Below are 18,100 nucleotides of genomic sequence, written 5' to 3'. Positions count from 1 at the left end.
GTTCACAGCCAGACGTTGGCCGCGAATACCGCCCCCAGGGTGAACGCGATCAGCCCCGCGATGAGGAAGACGCCGGCGCCGATCCTCTGGCTGGACGCCTCCAGGATCTCGGCGCGGCGGGGGTTCTCGGGGTCGTAGGCCACCGTGACCCGGCGGCCGGTCCGCATACCGCCGAAGGAGACGGACATCCGCTGCGTGGTGGTGATCTCGGCACCGTCCAGGGTGGTGAACGCGAAGACGGTCATGGTGGTGTCCGACCGCCCGCCCCCCGACCTCCGGCCGGTGACGACCCCGGGCACGCGCACCCCGTGGCGGCGCAACCAGGCGAGGGTGCGCAGCTCGCGCCCGCCCACGAACGCGAACACCGCGCCCAGCGCTAAGGGGATGGCCGGAAGGAACTGGGGGTTGTCCATCGGGCGGCGACCTCGACTCTCCACTCCGGCCCGCACCGGCCGGCGGGCGCCTCACCCCCCGGCATACCGAACACCACCCCGTCCGCGCCACCCCGGCGGGTCAGTTCGGGGCCCCGACCCCGGGCGGCGGCGGGCCGACACCGAACCGCCGGCCCGGCCGGAGTGCGGCGTGAGCGCGCCCCGGCCCGGGGCCGAGACCGGCCACCAGGCGGTCGGCGGCCGCGCCGGTGGCGAACGCGTACACGGCCTTGTGCAGCAGGTCCACGGCGAGTTCGCGGCGCGGCCACGTCCACGGCGGGGCGCCGACGCCCGTCGCGTTCTCGAAGATCTGGTCGTTGGTCAGCCGGACCGCGAGGAACATGCCCGACGCCCAGGGGCCGCGCAGCCCGGACGCGGCCATGACGCCGCGCAGTCCGCCGAGGAGGGCGCCCTGGCCGACGTGCATGGCGGTGTCGTAGGCCCGCAGCCGCCGCCCCGACGCCTCGGGGGCGCCCAGCAGGCGCTGCAGGGTGCGGCCGGGGACGTCGGAGTCGGGTCGCCCGGTGCAGGCCTGCTCGGCCTTCTCGACCGCGGTCATGACGGCGACGCCGATCGCCCCGGCGGCCATCCCGCGCACTATCGCTCTGCTCCACATGCCCGACCGGCTACCCGTGCCCCCGTGCGGCATGCCCGCCGGCGGACGTGGAGGACCGTCCCGGCGGCCCGGACCGGCCTGGTCGCCGGCGGCGGGTCCGCCACCCGCGTGCCGCTCCCCGCCTCCGCCCCCGGCCTCGTGCGCCGGCGCGGGACGCTGCCCCAGCCCCCCGCGCTGGAACGGCCGCCGCCGGCCCCTCCCCGCCCGGCCCCGCCCCGGACCGCCGCCCGGCGGGGACGGCCGCACCGGGCGGGTCGGCGCCCGGGGCCGGGTTCGATCGTCCCCCGGGCATGGCATGCTGCAGGTATGGCTGGAACCGGTGTCGCCCCGTTGACCGTCGTCGTCGGCGACGAGGAACTGCTCGTCGACCGGGCCGTGGCCGAACTGGTGGCGGCCGCGCGGGCCGCCGACCCCGAGACCGACGTCCACGACCTCACCCCCGGGCAGGTCACCTCGGGGAAGCTGGTGGAGGTCACCTCGCCGTCGCTGTTCGGCGAGGGCCGGGTGGTGGTGCTCCGCTCGGTGCAGGACCTCACCAAGGACCTCGCGGCCGAGGTCACCGCCCACCTCAAGGACCCCGCCGACGACCTCGTCCTGGTGCTCGTGCACGCGGGCGGCGCCAAGGGCAAGGCGCTGCTCGACGCCGCCGTGAAGGCGGGGGCGGTGCGGGTGACGTGCGCCAAACCCACCAAGGCGGGCGAGCGGCTGCAGTTCATCAAGGGCGAGTTCGCCCGCGCGGGGCGCCAGATCACCGCCGACGCGGCCCAGGCCCTGCTCGACGCGGTCGGCACCGAGCTGCGGGAGATCGCGGCCGCCTGCACCCAGCTCGGCGCCGACACCGAGGGCCGGATCGACGCGGCCGCCGTCGCCCGCTACCACACGGGCAAGGCGGAGGCGTCGGGGTTCACCGTCGCCGACCGCGCGGTGGAGGGCCGGCTGGCCGAGGCGCTGGAGCAGCTGCGCTGGTCGCTGTCCGTGGGCACCGCCCCGGTGCTGATCAACAGCGCGCTGGCGGGCGCGGTGCGCGGCGTGGCGGTCGTGGCGCAACCGCAGCGGGGCGGCGGTTCCGACGCCGACCTCGCCAAGCGCGCCAAGGTGCCGCCGTGGAAGCTCAAGACGCTCCGCCAGCAGGCGCGCGGCTGGACCCCGCAGGGCGTGGCCCACGCCATGTCGGTGATCGCCGAGACCGACGCGATGATCAAGGGCGCGAGCCGCGACCCCGCCTACGCCTTGGAGCGCGCGGTCATCGCCATCGCCACCGGGCGCGGCCGCCGCTGAGGCGCGCCCCTCGGCCGCCCGGCCCCGAACCCGCGTGGCGCGGTCCCACCCGGCGGCCGGCCTCGCGGTCGGCCGCCGGGTGGGTCCGGGTCAGCGGATGGTCTCGCCGCCGCGCCAGACGCGCAGCGTGTTGAGGCCGTAGGACCAGGCGAACGCGCCTTCGTGGTCGGCGTCCCACTGCACGATGTCGGCGTACTGGCCGGGCGCGAGCAGGCCCCGGTCGGTGGCGCCGAGCGCGTACGCGCCGCCGACGGTCGCCGCGCGCAGCGCCTCCAGGACGCTCATGTTGAACATCGAGATGGCCATGGAGATCGCCAGCGGCAGCGACATGGTCCCCGACTGGCCCGGGTTGTGGTCGGTGCCCAGCCCCACGGGCACCCCGTGGTCGAGCAGGGCGCGCACCGGCGGGGTGCGCCGCTCGTTCAGCGAGGTGGTGGGGCAGACGACGACGGGCGTGCTGGTCTTGGCCAGAGCGAGGACGTCGTCCTCGTCGGTCTCGTGCACCAGGTCGACCGACGAGCACTGGAGGTCGGCCGCCATGCGCACGGCGCCGTGGCGCGGCCGGGCGCACGCGTGCATGTGGGTCTGCAGGCCCACCGACCGGCCCGTGGACAGCAGCAGCCGCGCGTCGTCGGCGGTGAACTGCTGGTCGTCGCAGTACACGTCGACGCCGTCGGCCCCGGCGCGTGCGGCGTCGGGCAGCCACGAGCACACGGCGTCGACGTAGTCGTGCGCCCGGCCGAAGTACTCCGGCGGCACCGCGTGGGCGGCGAAGAAGGTGACGTGCAGCCGCGGCATGCCGGGCTCCTCCTCCAGGGAGCGGAGCAGGCGCACGTCCGCGAGTTCGCCGTCGCGGGTGAGGTGGTAGCCGGTCTTGGCCTCGACGGTGGTGCAGCCCGACAGCACCCAGTGCCGCAGCCGCTCGCGCACCGCGTTGCACAGGGTCCAGGGGTCGGTTCCGCGGGTGACGGTCACCGTGGACGCCACCCCGCCGCCCGCGGCGGTGATCTCGGCCTTGGAGGCGCCGCTGGCGCGCATGGCGACCTCGGCGTAGCGGTTGCCCGCGTACACCGGGTGGCAGTGGGCGTCGATCAGCCCGGGGGTGACCAGTCCGCCGCCCAGGTTGGCGACCTCGTCGACGTCGACGATGTCGTCGATGACGCCGGGCAGACTCTGCGGCAGGTCGGCCGCCGCACCCACCCAGGCGATGCGGTCGTGCTGGATGAGCATGGCCGCGTTACTGAGGAGATCGGTGCCGGTCCACAGCCGCCCGATGTTCGTCAGCAGTCGTACTGTCATGGTCTCACCGGCCCGCCGTGGGGGGTCAGGGTCGCGCGGAAGCGGACGTCGCGGCAGGGCGGAGCATGCGGGCGGACATAGGCGACCTCGGTTCTCGGCTGGTCTGGCGGGGGGAGGGAGCGGTGCGGCCGGGGCCGACGCATCACGGTCTCATGCCAGTGCTCCAAAACCGTAGTTCATCCGCGGAGGCCGTGTACACCTCTTCCCGCCCTCAACACGGCAACGGCGGAACCCCATCAGGGGTTCCGCCGTGGTGGTGTGGCCGATCCGTCAGCCGACGGGCACGGCGAACTCGTCGAGTTTCCCGGCGAGCAGCTCGGGCACCCACGCGTGCAGCGCGGTGCCGTCGCCGGTGTGCCGCTCGTCGACGATGCGCCCTTCCTCGTAGACCCGGGACACCAGGTCGCCGCGCTCGTAGGGCACGACGACGCGGACCTCGCGGTCGAGGGTGGGCAGGGCGGCGGTGAGGGCCGCGACCAGGTCGCCGATGCCCGCGCCGGTGCGCGCGGAGACCTCGACGGCGTCGGGTTCGCGGGTGCGCAGCTGCTTGAGCACGACGGGGTCGGCGGCGTCGGTCTTGTTCAGGACGATCAGTTCGGGCACGTCCTGGGCGCCGATCTCGCCGAAGACCTCGCGCACCGACGCGAGCTGCTGCTCGGGGTCGGGGTGCGAGGCGTCGACCACGTGCAGGATGAGGTCGGCGTCGGCGACCTCCTCCAGGGTGGAACGGAACGCCTCGACCAGCTGGTGCGGGAGGTGGCGGACGAACCCGACGGTGTCGCTGAGCGTGAACGCCCGGCCGTCGGGGGTGTGCGCCTGGCGGACGGTGGGGTCGAGGGTGGCGAACAGCGCGTTCTCGACCAGCACCCCGGCCCCGGTGAGCCGGTTGAGCAGGCTGGACTTGCCGGCGTTGGTGTAGCCGGCGATGGCGACGGCGGGCACCTGGCGGGTGCGCCGCTTGTCGCGCTTGACGTCGCGCGCGGTGGCCATCTGGGCGAGCTGGCGGCGGAGCTTGGCCATCTTGGCGTTGATGCGCCGCCGGTCGGTCTCGATCTTGGTCTCACCGGGGCCGCGCAGGCCCACGCCGCCGTTGCCGCCGCCGGCCCGGCCGCCCGCCTGCCGCGACAGGGAGTCGCCCCAGCCGCGCAGGCGCGGCAGCAGGTAGGTGAGCTGGGCGAGTTCGACCTGCGCCTTGCCCTCGCGGCTGCGCGCGTGCTGGGCGAAGATGTCGAGGATCAGCGCGGTGCGGTCGATGACCTTCACCTTGACGACGTCCTCCAGCTGCCGGAGCTGGCCGGGGGTGAGTTCGCCGTCGCAGATGACGGTGTCGGCACCGGTGGCCTCAACGATGTCGCGCAGCTCGGCCGCCTTGCCCCGGCCCACGTAGGTGGCGGGGTCGGGCTTGCTCCGGCGCTGGGTGGCGCCTTCGAGGACGGCGGCGCCGGCGGTCTCGGCGAGCTGCTTGAGCTCGATCAGCGAGTTGTCGGCGTCGGCCTGGGTGCCGGTGGTCCACACGCCGATGAGGACGACGCGCTCCAGCCGCAGCGACCGGTACTCGACCTCGGTGACGTCGGTGAGCTCGGTCGACAGGCCGGCGACGCGGCGCAGCGCGTGGCGGTCGGCGAGTTCGAGTTCGCCCTGGTCGGGTTCTGTGTCGGGGCGCGCCGCGGCCGCGTCGAGCGCGGCGGCGTCGATGTCGCCGACGGTGGTGGCGCCGCGGTGCGCGGCCCCGGGGCCGAACGCGGTGTCGGTGTGGTCAGGACCGTGGTCGTAAGCAGTACTCAATATCCCTCCAGCCAGCCCAACGCCGCGGCGGCGCGGGTTGTTCCCCTCGGATGGTGGCATGCCCGGAGGGCGATGGCACGCGTTTTTCGCCGCGGAACGCGGCGCGGCGTGCGCGGACCGGTCGGCGGGCGCCGTCGCGGCGCCCCGTCGGCACCGGTCGGCGCGGGCGCGGCCCGGGCGCGGCGCACCGGTGCCCGCATCGCGAAATTGTGTGAATCCTTCCGCACTGAGGAAAGTTTCCGGGTGTGAGGCCGTCACAGCGTTGACCGCTTCGCCTACGCCAGAGTAGCGTCATATTCCACATAACAGAAGCTACTTTCGCTTTGTGGAAGGTTTCCCATGGGCGCCACGAACGGGGTCGAGATCACCGGCCCCCTGCACGACCGGTTCGACGAGATCCTCACCGAGGACGCGCTCGACCTGATCGCCGACCTGCACCGCCGCTACGAGGACCGCCGCCAGGAGCTGCTCGCCGCGCGCGCCGCCCGCCAGGAGCGCGTCGCCGCGGGCGCCGACCTCGACTTCCTCCCCGAGACCCGGCACATCCGCGAGGACCCCTCGTGGAAGGTCGCCCCGCCCGCCCCGGGCATCACCGACCGGCGCGTCGAGATCACCGGCCCCACCGACCGCAAGATGACGATCAACGCGCTGAACTCCGGCGCCAAGGTCTGGCTGGCCGACTTCGAGGACGCCAACACCCCGCTGTGGGAGAACATGATCGGCGGCCAGCTCAACCTGCGCGACGCCCTGGACCGCACCGTCGACTTCACCTCCCCCGAGGGCAAGACCTACGCCCTCAAGGACGACGCCGAACTCGCCACGATCGTCGTCCGCCCGCGCGGCTGGCACCTGGACGAGAAGCACATCCTGGTCGACGGCCGGCGGGTCAGCGGCGGCATCGTGGACTTCGCGCTGTACTTCTTCCACTGCGCCCGCCGCCAGCTCGACAAGGGCAAGGGCCCCTACTTCTACCTGCCGAAGATGGAGAGCCACCTGGAGGCGCGCCTCTGGAACGACGTCTTCGTCACCGCGCAGGAGCGCCTGGGCATCCCGCGCGGCACCATCCGCGCCACCGTCCTCATCGAGACCATCCCGGCCGCGTTCGAGATGGAGGAGATCCTCTACGAGCTGCGCGAGCACTCCGCCGGCCTCAACGCCGGGCGCTGGGACTACCTGTTCAGCATCATCAAGGTCCACCGCACCCGCGGCCGCCGCTTCGTGCTGCCCGAGCGCAACGCGGTCACCATGACCGCCCCGTTCATGCGGGCCTACACCGAACTGCTCGTCTCCACCTGCCACCGCCGCGGCGCGTTCGCCATCGGCGGCATGGCCGCCTTCATCCCCAGCCGCCGCGACCGCGAGGTCAACGAGCGCGCCCTGGCCAAGGTGCGCGACGACAAGTCCCGCGAGTCCGGCGACGGCTTCGACGGCTCCTGGGTCGCCCACCCCGACCTCGTCCCCGTCTGCCGCGAGGTCTTCGACGGCGTCCTCGGCGACCGCCCCAACCAGCTCGACCGCCTGCGCGACGACGTCGACGTCAAGGCCGGCGACCTGCTCGCCGTCGACTCCGCCGAGGGCGGCGTCACCGAGGCCGGGCTGCGCGGCAACATCAACGTCGCCCTCCAGTACCTCGCCGCCTGGCTCGGCGGCAATGGCGCTGTCGCCATCCACAACCTCATGGAGGACGCCGCCACCGCCGAGATCTCCCGCTCCCAGGTGTGGCAGTGGCTGCACAACGGCGTCACCCTGGACGACGGCCCCGAGGTCACCCGCGACCTCGTGGAGCGGCTGATCGAGGAGGAGCTGGACACCATCCGCGCGGCCGCCGGCGACGCCTACGACGCCGACCGCTACGCCCAGGCCCGCGAACTGTTCACCACCGTCGCCCTCGCCGACGACTACGCCGAGTTCCTCACCCTGCCCGCCTACGAGTCCATGCCCTGACCCGGGCCGATCCGCCCGGCGGCCGCCCGCGCGCCCCGCGTCCCCCCGGCGGCACCGCCGCCCTCCCCGCCCCTTGCCCCGCACGGGGCGGGGAGGGAGAGTCGGAGGGAAACGGGGCCGCGGGCCCGCGCACCGCCACCGCCGAAAGAGGGGCCGCCCTCATGCCGGACCAGCTCCACGCGCTCATTCCGCGCCTGCGCGAGATCTGCGGTGACGACGGCGTCGTCACCGACCCGATGGGCCGGCGCACCTACGCCAGCGACGGCATCCCCTACCACGCCGCCGACCCCGGCGTGGTGGTGCTGCCCACCTCCACCGCGCAGGTCGCCGCCGTCCTCCGCCTCTGCGCCGACAACGGGGTGCCCTTCGTGCCCCGCGGCGCCGGCACCGGCCTGTCGGCGGGCGCCCTGCCCCGCACCGACGGCGTCCTCGTCGTCACCTCCCGGATGCGCCGCATCCTGGAGATCGACACCGCCAACGAGCGCGCCGTGGTCGAACCCGGCGTCGCCAACCTCGACATCACCCGCGCCGCCGCCCCGCACGGCTACTACTACGCCCCCGACCCCTCCAGCCAGCAGGTGTGCACGGTCGGCGGCAACATCGCCGAGAACTCCGGCGGCGCCCACTGCCTCAAGTACGGGTTCACCGTCCACCACGTCACCGGCCTCGTCGTGGTCACCCCCTCCGGCGACACCGTCCGCCTCGGCGGCAAGGCCGCCGAGGCCCCCGGCTACGACCTCATCGGCGCCTTCGTCGGCTCCGAGGGCACCCTGGGCATCGCCACCGAGATCACCGTCCGGCTCACCCGCGCCCCGCAGAAGGTCAGCACCGTCCTCGCCGCGTTCGCCACGATGGACGCGGGCGGCGCCGCGGTGTCGGCCATCATCGGGGCCGGGGTGCTGCCCGCCGCGGTGGAGATGATGGACGCGCTGTCCATCGAGGCCGCCGAGGCCGCCGTCGCCTGCGGCTACCCGCCCGGGGCCGGCGCCGTGCTCATCGTGGAGCTCGACGGCCCCACCGCCGACGTCGACGCCCAGTTCGCCGAGGTCACCCGGATGTGCCGGGAGGCCGGCGCGTTCGAGGTCCGCACCGCCACCGACGCCGCCGAACGCGCCCGCATCTGGAAGGGGCGCAAGTCGGCGTTCGCCGCCGTGGGCCGCATCAGCCCCGCCTACATCGTGCAGGACGGCGTGGTCCCGCGCACCGCGCTGCCCCGCGTGCTGCGCCGCATCGCCGAGCTGTCCGCCGAGTCGGGCATCCGCGTGGCCAACGTCTTCCACGCCGGCGACGGCAACCTGCACCCGCTCGTGCTGTTCGACGACACCGAGCCCGGCGCCGAGGAGCGGGCCGCCGAGGTCTCCGGCCGCATCCTGGACCTGTGCATCGAGGCCGGCGGGTCCATCACCGGCGAGCACGGCGTGGGCATCGACAAGGCGTGCCACATGCCCGCCATGTTCTCCGCCGACGACCTCGCCGCCATGGACCTGTTCCGCCGCGCGTTCGACCCACTCGGCATCGCCAACCCCGAGAAGCTGCTGCCCACCCCGCGCCTGTGCGGCGAGCGCCCCCGGGTGGCGAAGGGCGCCCACCCCCTCGTCGCCGAGGGCCGGGCGGAGCTGTTCTGACCCGCGGCCGACGGCACGGCGGCGCGCGCACGGACGCGCCACCCGGAAGGGAGAACGCCACATGACCAGCGAAGACGGGCCCGCCGGCACCGACCCGGTCGCCGCCGACCTGCGCGCCGCGGGGGCGCGCGTGCGCGGCGGCACCCCCGGCGACGCCATCGCCGGGCGGGTCCCCCGCTACGTCGCCGCCCCGGCCGACGGCGCGGCGGCCGGGGCGCTGCTGGCCGCCGCCGCCCGGCACGGCCTGGCCTCCGTCCCGCGCGGCAACGGCACCAAGGCCGACTGGGGGGCTCCCCCGCTGCGGTGCGACCTCGTGGTCGACACCACCGACCTGACCGGGATCGACCACGCGGCGGGCGACCTGGTCGCCGCCGTCGGCGCCGGCACGCCCGTCGCCGACCTGGCGGCCGTGCTGGCCGCCGCCGGGCAGCGGCTGTCCGCCGACCCCGTGGTCGCCGGCTCCACGGTCGGCGGCCTGGTCGCCACCGGCCTCTCCGGCCCGCGCCGCACCCTGCACGGTCCGCTGCGGGACCTCACCATCGGCATGACGACCGTCCGCGCCGACGGCACCCCCGCCTCCTCCGGCGGCCGGGTGGTGAAGAACGTCGCAGGCTACGACCTGGCCAAGCTGCACACCGGCGCCCTGGGCACCCTGGGCCTGATCACCTCGGTCACCTTCCGCCTGCACCCGCTGCCCGCGGCCGTCCGGGCGGTGTCGGCCACCGCCGCCGCCCCGGCGACCGCGCGGGCGTGGCGGCACGCCGTCGCCGCCTCCACCACCGCGCCCACCGGCGTGGAGCTGGACTGGCCCGCCGACGGCCCCCTGACCCTGCGGGTCCTGCTGGAGGGCGCCGAGGACGGTATCGAGGCGCGCGCCGCCGAGGTCGCCGCGCTGCTCCCCGGCGCCGCGACGACCGCCGCGCCCCCGCCCGGCTGGGCCGCCCTGCCCGGGGCGCCCGGCGCCACCCTGCTCAAGGCCGCCGTCCCGCCCGACGCCGCCGCCGACGCGGCCGCCGGGGTGCGCGCCGCCGCCGCGGCCGCCGGGACGGCCGCCGACGTGCGCGGGTCCGCCGCCGCCGGGGTGCTGTTCGCGGCCCTGCCGGCCGGGGCGGACGGCGCGGCGGCGGCCGGCGCGGTCGACGGGGCGCGGACGGCGGTCGCCGCCCTCGGCGGGAGCCTGACCGTCCCGCACGCCGCGCCGCCGCTGCGGGAGCACGGCGTCGACCTGTGGGGCGAGGTTCCCGGGCTGGCGCTGATGCGCGCGATCAAGGACCGGTTCGACCCCGGGCGGCTGCTGGCGCCGGGGCGCTTCGCCGGCGGCATCTGACGCGGCCGCCCGGCGCCGCCGGGCGGCCGGACACGGAAGGGATGAGGGCGTGACCCACGGCCACACGCACCACGGCGCCGCCGGTACCGGCGGCGGCGACCGCACGTTCGACGACCTGCTCGGCGACTGCGTCCACTGCGGGTTCTGCCTGCCGACCTGCCCCACCTACGTGCTGTGGGGCGAGGAGATGGACTCCCCGCGCGGCCGCATCCACCTGATGGGCCAGTCCCGGTCCGACGACGTGCTGACCGAGGCGGCGGTGGGCCACTTCGACAACTGCCTGGGCTGCCTGGCCTGCGTCACCGCCTGCCCGTCGGGGGTGGCCTACGACGCGCTGATCGAGACCACCCGGGCCCGCGTCGAGGAGGAGCACACCCGCGGCCCGGTCGACCGGGCGCTGCGCGCGGCGATCTTCGCCCTGTTCCCGTACCGCCGCCGGCTCGACCTGCTGCGCGGTCCGCTGCGCGCCTACCAGGCCAGCGGGCTGCCCCGGCTGGTGCGCGCCACCGGCCTGCTCGACCGGGTCTCCCCCACGCTGGCCACCATGGAGCGGGTCGCGCCCCCGCTGCGCGGCGGCGTGCCGGCGCTGCCCGAGCGGGTGCCGGCCGTGGGCCGCCGCCGGGCCGTGGTGGGCATGCTCACCGGCTGCGTGCAGGGGGCGTTCTTCCCGCAGGTCAACACGGCGACCGCGCGCGTGCTCGCCGCCGAGGGCTGCGAGGTGGTCATCCCGCCGGGGCAGGGCTGCTGCGGCGCGCTGTCGTCGCACGCCGGGCGGGCCGGCGAGGCCGCCGACCTGGCCCGCGCGACCATCGACGTGTTCACGCGGGCGGGGGTCGACGCGGTCGTGGTCAACTCGGCGGGGTGCGGCGGCACGATGAAGCACTACCCCCGGGTCCTGCGCGAGGCGGGCGCCGGCGCCGGCGAGCAGCGGCGCGCGGAGGGGTTGTCGGCCATGGTGGTCGACTTCGCGGAGTTCCTGGCCGCCCTGGGGCCGCGCGCCGAGCGCCACCCGCTGCCGGTCCGGGCCGCCTACCACGACGCCTGCCACCTCTCCCACGGGCAGGGGGTGACCGCGCAGCCGCGCGAGCTGCTGCGGGCGGTCCCCGGCCTGGAGGTGGCCGACCTGCCGAACGCGGACATCTGCTGCGGATCGGCGGGTGTCTACAATCTTCTGAAGCCCGAGGCGGCGGCGGAGCTGGGCGACCGCAAGAGCGCGGACGTGCGCTCCACGGGCGCGGAGCTGCTGGTCGCGGGCAACCCCGGCTGCTCGCTGCAGATCGCGTCGGCGGTCGAGCGCTCGGGCGGGTCCATCGCGGTGGCGCACACGGCGCAGGTGCTCGACGCGTCGCTGCGCGGGCTCCCGCCGTCGGCGCTGCTCGCCCGGAACTGACGCCTGTACGGCGTAGATTTGATTTTGTCCGGTTTTGCCGGGTGCCCCCGGCCGCCCGCGCCCGGCCGGGGGTACCGTCGTCGGCATGCCCGACACCCCTCCGGCCGGCCCTGCCCGGCCGCCCGTGACCGCCGACGACGTCGACCTCGCCGTCCGCCTCGCCGTGTCCGCTCTGCGCGCCGCTCCCCCGGACCGGTGGGAGCGGCCCGCCGGAACCCTCACCTGGACCTGCTGGGAGACCGCCGAGCACCTCGCCGACGACCTGTTCGCCTACGCCGTCCAGATCGGCCCCGCGTCCCCGCCGCTCGACCGCGAGGTGCCCTTCGCCTACGCCCCCCGACGCCCCGGCGGCCCGGCGAACTCCGTCCACGCCGACCCCGCCGCCGGCCCGGAGGGGCTGCTGACCGTGCTGGAGGCGAGCGGGGCGCTGCTGACGGCCATGGTCCGCACCCGGGGACCGGAGGTGCGCGCCCACCACGTCCACGGCGTCGCCGACCCCGAGGGGTTCGCCGCGATGGGGGTCGTGGAGGTCCTGGTGCACACCCGCGACCTGGCCGACGGGCTGGGGCTGGCGTGGGACCCGCCGGCGGACCTGTGCGCCCGCGCGCTCGCCCGCCTGTTCCCCGACGCGCCGGACGCCGACCCCTGGCCCGCGCTGCTGTGGTCGACCGGCCGCGCCGACCTGCCCGGCCGCCCCCGCCCGAGGTCGTGGCGCTGGTACGGCGAACCCCGGCCGTAGGCGCGGCGCGGCCCGGCCGGGGCGGCGGGGTCAGTACGGCAGGAGCGCGGTGTCGCCCTCGGCGACCACGACCGCGGGCCCGCGCAGCAGGGCGCGGCCGGACTCCAGGACCACCCGGCAGGTGCCGCCGGGCACGCGGACGTCCCAGACCGCGTCGGCGCCCGGCGGGGTGGCCGCGACCGCCGCCGCCACGATGCCGGTGCCGCACGAGCGGGTCTCGCCGGACCCGCGCTCGTAGACCCGCATCTCCAGGGTGTCCGGGCCGACCGCGCGGAACACCTCGACGTTGGCGCCGTCGGGGAACACCTCGGGGTCGAGCCGGGGCGCCCGCGTGAGGTCGACGGAGGCGACGTCGCGGTCGACCCGGCAGGCCAGGTGCGGGTTGCCGACGGAGATCCGCACCCCGCGCACCCGGCCGTCGGCCAGGTCGGCGGCGCCGGCGCCGAGCACCTCGGCGCCGCCCATGTCGACGGTGATGTCGCCGTCGTCCTCGGCGGTCACCGCGCGGGCGCCCGCCCGGGTGCCCACGGTGAACTCCGGCCCCTTGGCCCAGCCCTGGTCGATGAGGTAGCGGGCGAAGACCCGGACCCCGTTGCCGCACATCTCGGCGACGCTGCCGTCGGCGTTGCGGTAGTCCATGAACCAGGTGCACGCGGCGGGCAGGGCGGCGGCCTCGGGCACGTCCGCGCCGAGGGCCGCGGTACGCACCACGCGCAGCACGCCGTCGCCGCCGATGCCCGCCCGGCGGTCGCACAGGCGGGCGACGTCGGCGGGGCGGAGGTCGATCCGGCCGTCCGGGTCGGGGACGATCACGAAGTCGTTCTCGGTTCCGTGGCCCTTGGCGAAGCGCATGCCTCCATCCTAGGAGCAACCGGGCGCGCACCGCTGTCACACTGGACCGATGGGCAGCACGAACACAGGGGACGCGGGCACGGTGGTCGCCGTCGTCGGGGCGACGGCGGCGGGCAAATCCGACCTCGCCGTTGAGCTGGCGCTGCGGCTCGGGGCCGGGGGCGCCCCCGCCGAGGCCGTGAACGCCGACTCCATGCAGCTCTACCGCGGCATGGACATCGGGACGGCCAAGCTGAGCCCCGCCGAGCGGCGCGGGGTTCCCCACCACCTCCTGGACGTGTGGGACGTCACGGCCACCGCGAACGTCGCCGAGTACCAGCGCATGGCGCGGGCCGCCATCGACGGCCTGCGCGAGCGGGGCGGAACCCCCGTGCTGGTGGGCGGCTCCGGCCTCTACGTCCGGGGCGCGCTGGACGACCTGGACTTCCCCGGCACCGACCCGGCCGTGCGTGCCCGCCTGGAGGCCGAGCTCGCCGATCTCGGCCCCGCGCCGCTGCACGCCCGGCTGGCCGGGCGCGACCCGGCCGCCGCCACCGCGATCCTGCCCACCAACGGGCGGCGGATCGTGCGCGCGCTGGAGGTGATCGAGCTGACCGGCCGCCCGTTCACCGCCACCCTCCCCGAGCACGTGTCGCGCTACCCGTGCGTGCAGATCGGGCTGGAGGTCCCCCGCCCGGAGCTGGACGCCCGGATCGAACTGCGCGTGGACCGCATGTGGCGGGCCGGCCTGGTCGAGGAGGTCCGCGGGCTGGAGAAGGCGGGCCTGCGCGAGGGCCGCACCGCGTCCCGGGCCCTCGGCTACGCGCAGGTGCTGCGGTTCCTCGCGGGCGAGTACGGCGAGGACGAGGCGCGCGCCGAGACCGTGCGCGCCACGCGGCGGTTCGCCCGCCGCCAGGACTCCTGGTTCCGCCGCGATCCGCGCATCCACTGGCTGCCCTACGACGCCCCCGACCTCGCCGACCGCGCCTTGGCGCTGATCGCGGCCGGCCCCGCCCCGGCGGGCTGACCTCCGGCGGCGCCGGCCGCCGATGATCTACGGTTCCTTTGCGCCGCCGCGCCGGTGCGCGTTCCCCGGCCGGGTACAAGGGGCGCCATGACGACACCGGTGGAGTACCCGCCCGGCGCGCCCGCCTGGTTCGACCTGTCGGCGCCCGACCTCGACCGGGCCGTCGAGTTCTACGGCGCCCTGTTCGGCTGGGCGTTCGAGGGCTGCGGCGGCACCTACCTCACGGCGCTGTCCGGCGGCCGCCGGGTCGCGGCGCTGACCACCCCCTGGGCGACCGCCGCCGACGCCCCCGGCCGCCCCGCCTGGACGGTGTACCTGGCGGCGCCCGACATCGCCGCCGCGCTGCGCGAGGTCGCGGCCGCGGGCGGCACCGTCCTCGCCCCGCACCAGGAGATCGGCGAGGTCGGCGGCACCGCGCTGTTCCGCGAACCCGGGGGCACGGTCGCCGCGCTGTGGCGCCCCGGGCGGCTGCGCGGCGCCGAGGCGTCCGGGGTGCCGGGGGCGCCGGTGTGGGCCGAGGCCGCCAGCAGCGACACCCGCACCACGGCGGCCGTCCTGTGCCGGGTGTTCGGGATGGCGGCCGAACAGCTGCCCGACCTCGACTACGCGGTGCTGTCCAGCGGCGGCGCCCCGGTGTGCGGCGTCCACGGCGGCGCCGGCGCGCGGGTGGCCGGCGGACCGGGCGCGTGGCTGGTCTACATCGCGGTGGCCGACGCCGACGCGGCGGCCCGCCGCGCGGCGGACGGCGGCGGCCGGGTGCTGCGCGCGCCCGCGGACTCCCCGCACGGCCGGTGGACGCTGCTCGCCGACCCGTTCGGCGCGCACCTGGCGGCGGTCGAGCCCGCCGGCCGTCCGGCCGCCCCTCAGGACCACAGCGCGACGAAGTAGGCCACGCCGTAGGGCGCCGTGTGCGCCAGGAGCGCGCCGCGCAGGCCGGCCCCGTCGGCGGCGCCCGCCAGGGTCTGCCAGGCGGGGCGGCCCGCCGCGCCCAGGTCGGCGGCGAGCCGGGGGTCGAGGGCCGCGAGCCGGGCCGGGTCGGCGGCGGCGAGCGCGGCGGCGACCTCGGCGTCGAACGGGGCGGCGCGGTCGTCGGCCCCACCGGGGGCGCCGCCGCCGCGTCGCGCGCTGCCGTCGCCCATGACGAGCGCCGCCACCCTCGGGGCGCCGGCGGCGACGGCGGCCCCCCGCTTGCGGCACACCCCGGGACGCGCGGCGGCGGAGACCTCGACGTAGGCGTCGGGACGGACGCCGGCGCGGTCGGCCAGCCGGCGCCCCACGGTGAGGGAGAGCGGGAGCACCGCCGGGGGCGGTCCGACCGGCAGCGCGACCCCGTAGGGGCGCAGGTCGCCGCCCGCGTCGGGGCCGTGGGTGCGGTCGCGGGCGCCGGAGCCGATGACGACGAGCCGGTCGGGGGCGGCCGCCCGGAGCGCGGCGACGGCGCGGTCGCAGGCCGCCCGCAGGGCGTCGAGCCCGCCCGCCGCGCCCGCCGCCAGTTCGGGCATCAACAGCGGGGGGTGCGGGCAGACGGCGGCGGCGACGAGCACCTTTCCGAGGCTAGCCCGGGGAGGGCGGCCGCCGCCGGAGAACGGCCGGAAGGGGCCGCGCCAAGGACCCGTCAAGGAACCCGCCGGAGCCTTGTCCGCCGAGGGCGCGCGGCGTACCGTGACCGCGTGACCAGATTACGAATCCGGTCACGAAGTCAAGATCCACAATGGACGCATGGACCGAGAGAAGAAGATGACGACGCCCACCGGAGCACCCGCCCCCGCGGCGGCCGGCGGCGCCCGGGACGAGCGCGCCGAGCGCATCCTGGACGCCGCGGCCGACCTGCTGGTCGCGTGGGGCTACCGGCGCGTCACGATCGACGAGGTCGCCCGCCGCGCGGACGTCGGCAAGGGCACCGTCTACCTGCACTTCTCCACCAAGGAGGTGCTGTTCCTGACGGTGACCATGCGGGCGCAGGCGCGGCTGATCGACCTGCTGCTGGAGCACATCGCCGCCGACCCGTCGGCGATCCTGCTGAGCCGCTTCACCCGGTTCGTGCACCGGATGGTCCACGACGATCCGCTCATCCGGGCCATGGTCACCGCCGACAGCGACACGCTGGGCAGCCTGGTGCGCAGCGCGCCGGGCGTCATCGACGGCGTCATGGCCGAACGGGCGCGCTCCATCGGCGCCTACCTCGCCGTGCTCCGCGAGCACGGCCTCATCCGCACCGACGAGCCCGCCGACCGGCAGCAGGACGTGCTCACCGCCGTCCTGCTGGGCTTCCTGATCGCCCCGCTCTACACCCCCTGGCCGGCCCGGCCGCCCGAGGAGCGCGCCGACCTGCTGGAGGGCACCGTGCGCGCGGTGTTCGAGACCGGCGCCGACCTCGCCGCCGTCCCCGCGGCGGCGGCCGAGGTGGCCCGCGTGTTCGAGCAGGTGCGCGGCGTGCTGCGGGCGGAGATCGACCGGCAGAAACGCACCTGACCCCCCTGGGAGGACCCGTGACCACGTCCACCGGCCCCGCCGCCGAGCCCGTCGCCGAGCCCGTCGACCTGCTCGACCCCGAACTGCTGGGCGACCCCTTCACCGGCTACGGCCGCATCCGCGAGCAGGCGCCCCTGGTCCGCGCCCGCTTCCCCGGCGCCCCGTCGGACCTGTGGCTGGCCACCCGCTACGACGACGTCCGCGCCGTCCTCGCCGACCCACGGTTCAGCGTCGACCCCGGCAACGTGCCCGGTGGCGAGGCGGAGAACATGCGCGCGGCGATCCTGCGCTCCCGGGGCATCACCGAGGAGTACGCGCCGTACATCACCGGCACGATCCTCGACCTGGACGGCGCCGACCACACCCGGTTGCGCAAGCTGGTGTCGCGGACGTTCACCGTCCGCCGGGTCAACGACCTGCGGCCGCGGGTGGAGCGGATCACCGCCGACCTGCTCGACGCCCTCCCCGGCGCGGCCCGCGACGGGGTGGTGGACCTGATCGAGGAGTTCGCCTACCCGCTGCCGATCACGGTCATCTGCGAACTCGTGGGCATCCCCGAGGAGTACCGGCCGCAGTGGCGCGAGTGGGGGCGCGACCTGGTCTCCCTGGAGCAGGACGGCCGCTTCCCTCGGGCGGTGGCGGCGATCGTCGACCACGTGCGCGGGCTGATCGAGGAGCGCCGCGGCGACCTGGGCGACGACCTGCTCAGCGGGCTGATCCGGGTCCGCGACGACGACGGCGGCCGGCTCTCCGACACCGAACTGGTCACCATGGTGCTGACCCTGGTCGTCGCCGGGCACGAGACGACGGCGCACCTCATCGGCAACGGGACCGCCGCGCTGCTGACGCACCCCGACCAGCGGGCGCTGTGGGCGGCCGACCCCGATCTGGGGCCGCGCGCGGTGCACGAGCTGATGCGCTGGTGCGGCCCGGTCCAGGGCACCCGCATGCGCTACGCCACCGAGGACGTGGCGGTCGGCGGCATGCCGGTGCGGCGCGGCGAGGCCGTCATGGCGGTCCTGGTGGGGGCCAACTTCGACCCCGACCGGTTCCCCGAGCCGGAGCGCCTCGACCTCACCCGCGAGCCGGCCGGACGGCGCGAGTCCCACGTCGGTTTCAGCCACGGCGTCCACTACTGCCTGGGGGCGGCGCTGGCCCGCCAGGAGGGGGAGGTCGCCCTCGGCGCCCTGCTCCGCCGCTACCCGGACCTGGCGCCGGCGGTGCCCCCCGAGGAGCTGGTGCGCCAGCCCATGCCCGCGAGCTGGCGACTGGACCGGCTGCCGGTGCGGCTGGGCTGAGCGGCCGGGGCGCGGGCGGGCGGGACGGCGCCCGCCGC

At 76.3% G+C, this 18,100-nt stretch carries 16 protein-coding genes; 10 read left to right on the top strand and 6 right to left on the bottom strand.

Going from position 1 to position 18,100, the window contains the following annotated elements; genetic code table 11:
• Window positions 1-2: 2 nt before the first annotated feature.
• The gene (locus tag NT8_RS14045; protein WP_067968949.1) at window positions 3-413 is read right to left on the bottom strand and encodes a DUF3592 domain-containing protein; all 411 of its coding nucleotides are present in this window, start codon (window positions 411-413) and stop codon (window positions 3-5) included.
• Between the two features lie 100 nt (window positions 414-513).
• Window positions 514-1,020: a hypothetical protein gene (locus tag NT8_RS14040; protein WP_217999178.1), complete on the bottom strand. Its 507-nt coding sequence runs from the start codon at window positions 1,018-1,020 to the stop codon at window positions 514-516.
• A gap of 333 nt (window positions 1,021-1,353) precedes the next feature.
• Between NT8_RS14040 and holA the strand changes: the two genes are divergently transcribed.
• The gene (gene holA / locus NT8_RS14035) at window positions 1,354-2,325 is read left to right on the top strand and encodes a DNA polymerase III subunit delta (protein WP_067968943.1); all 972 of its coding nucleotides are present in this window, start codon (window positions 1,354-1,356) and stop codon (window positions 2,323-2,325) included.
• Window positions 2,326-2,415: 90 nt separating this feature from the next.
• Here the strand turns inward: holA and hutI are convergent, their stop codons facing one another.
• Together hutI and hflX are read right to left on the bottom strand one after the other, a co-directional pair.
• Window positions 2,416-3,624 carry an imidazolonepropionase gene (hutI, locus tag NT8_RS14030; RefSeq protein ID WP_067968940.1) on the bottom strand — a complete coding sequence of 403 codons (1,209 nt, stop codon included), beginning with the start codon at window positions 3,622-3,624 and terminating at the stop codon, window positions 2,416-2,418.
• 270 nt (window positions 3,625-3,894) lie between these two features.
• Window positions 3,895-5,409 carry a GTPase HflX gene (gene hflX / locus NT8_RS14025; RefSeq protein ID WP_067968936.1) on the bottom strand — a complete coding sequence of 505 codons (1,515 nt, stop codon included), beginning with the start codon at window positions 5,407-5,409 and terminating at the stop codon, window positions 3,895-3,897.
• A gap of 339 nt (window positions 5,410-5,748) precedes the next feature.
• Here hflX and aceB point away from each other — a divergent pair, with 339 nt between their 5' ends.
• The 5 genes from aceB (at window position 5,749) to NT8_RS14000 (ending at window position 12,434) form a co-directional block, all read left to right on the top strand.
• Window positions 5,749-7,353, top strand: coding sequence for a malate synthase A (aceB, locus tag NT8_RS14020; RefSeq protein WP_067968933.1), 1,605 nt, complete (start codon window positions 5,749-5,751; stop codon window positions 7,351-7,353).
• A 161-nt stretch (window positions 7,354-7,514) separates the two neighbouring features.
• The gene (locus NT8_RS14015; RefSeq protein ID WP_067968929.1) at window positions 7,515-8,978 is read left to right on the top strand and encodes an FAD-linked oxidase C-terminal domain-containing protein; all 1,464 of its coding nucleotides are present in this window, start codon (window positions 7,515-7,517) and stop codon (window positions 8,976-8,978) included.
• A 61-nt stretch (window positions 8,979-9,039) separates the two neighbouring features.
• A complete protein-coding gene (locus tag NT8_RS14010) occupies window positions 9,040-10,305 on the top strand; it encodes an FAD-binding oxidoreductase (RefSeq protein ID WP_067968926.1) in 1,266 nt (421 codons plus the stop codon).
• Between the two features lie 49 nt (window positions 10,306-10,354).
• Window positions 10,355-11,695, top strand: a complete 1,341-nt coding sequence (locus NT8_RS14005; RefSeq protein WP_067968923.1) for a (Fe-S)-binding protein — start codon at window positions 10,355-10,357, stop codon at window positions 11,693-11,695.
• Between the two features lie 85 nt (window positions 11,696-11,780).
• Complete coding sequence (locus NT8_RS14000; protein ID WP_067968921.1) at window positions 11,781-12,434, top strand: DinB family protein; 654 nt, start codon at window positions 11,781-11,783, stop codon at window positions 12,432-12,434.
• Between the two features lie 30 nt (window positions 12,435-12,464).
• On the opposite strand, the gene dapF is transcribed toward NT8_RS14000, so the two are convergent.
• A complete protein-coding gene (gene dapF / locus NT8_RS13995; protein WP_067968917.1) occupies window positions 12,465-13,286 on the bottom strand; it encodes a diaminopimelate epimerase in 822 nt (273 codons plus the stop codon).
• Window positions 13,287-13,335: 49 nt separating this feature from the next.
• On the opposite strand from dapF, the gene miaA reads away from it, so the two are divergent.
• Window positions 13,336-14,292 carry a tRNA (adenosine(37)-N6)-dimethylallyltransferase MiaA gene (gene miaA / locus NT8_RS13990; protein ID WP_067968914.1) on the top strand — a complete coding sequence of 319 codons (957 nt, stop codon included), beginning with the start codon at window positions 13,336-13,338 and terminating at the stop codon, window positions 14,290-14,292.
• Between the two features lie 87 nt (window positions 14,293-14,379).
• Window positions 14,380-15,180: a VOC family protein gene (locus NT8_RS13985; protein WP_157515789.1), complete on the top strand. Its 801-nt coding sequence runs from the start codon at window positions 14,380-14,382 to the stop codon at window positions 15,178-15,180.
• On the opposite strand, the gene NT8_RS13980 is transcribed toward NT8_RS13985, so the two are convergent.
• Window positions 15,156-15,836, bottom strand: coding sequence for a class III extradiol ring-cleavage dioxygenase family protein (locus tag NT8_RS13980; protein ID WP_067968908.1), 681 nt, complete (start codon window positions 15,834-15,836; stop codon window positions 15,156-15,158). The genes NT8_RS13985 and NT8_RS13980 overlap by 25 nt on opposite strands.
• 175 nt (window positions 15,837-16,011) lie before the next feature.
• Here NT8_RS13980 and NT8_RS30330 point away from each other — a divergent pair, with 175 nt between their 5' ends.
• Window positions 16,012-16,764, top strand: a complete 753-nt coding sequence (locus NT8_RS30330; RefSeq protein ID WP_084468926.1) for a TetR/AcrR family transcriptional regulator — start codon at window positions 16,012-16,014, stop codon at window positions 16,762-16,764.
• Window positions 16,765-16,781: 17 nt separating this feature from the next.
• Window positions 16,782-18,062 (top strand): cytochrome P450 family protein, encoded by a 1,281-nt coding sequence (locus NT8_RS13970; RefSeq protein ID WP_067968902.1) that lies wholly within the window; start codon window positions 16,782-16,784, stop codon window positions 18,060-18,062.
• The last annotated feature ends 38 nt before the right edge of the window (window positions 18,063-18,100 follow it).

Source organism: Nocardiopsis trehalosi NBRC 14201, assembly GCF_001552555.1.
GTDB lineage: Bacteria > Actinomycetota > Actinomycetes > Streptosporangiales > Streptosporangiaceae > Nocardiopsis_B > Nocardiopsis_B trehalosi.
This window is presented reverse-complemented; position numbering and strand designations above follow the sequence as displayed.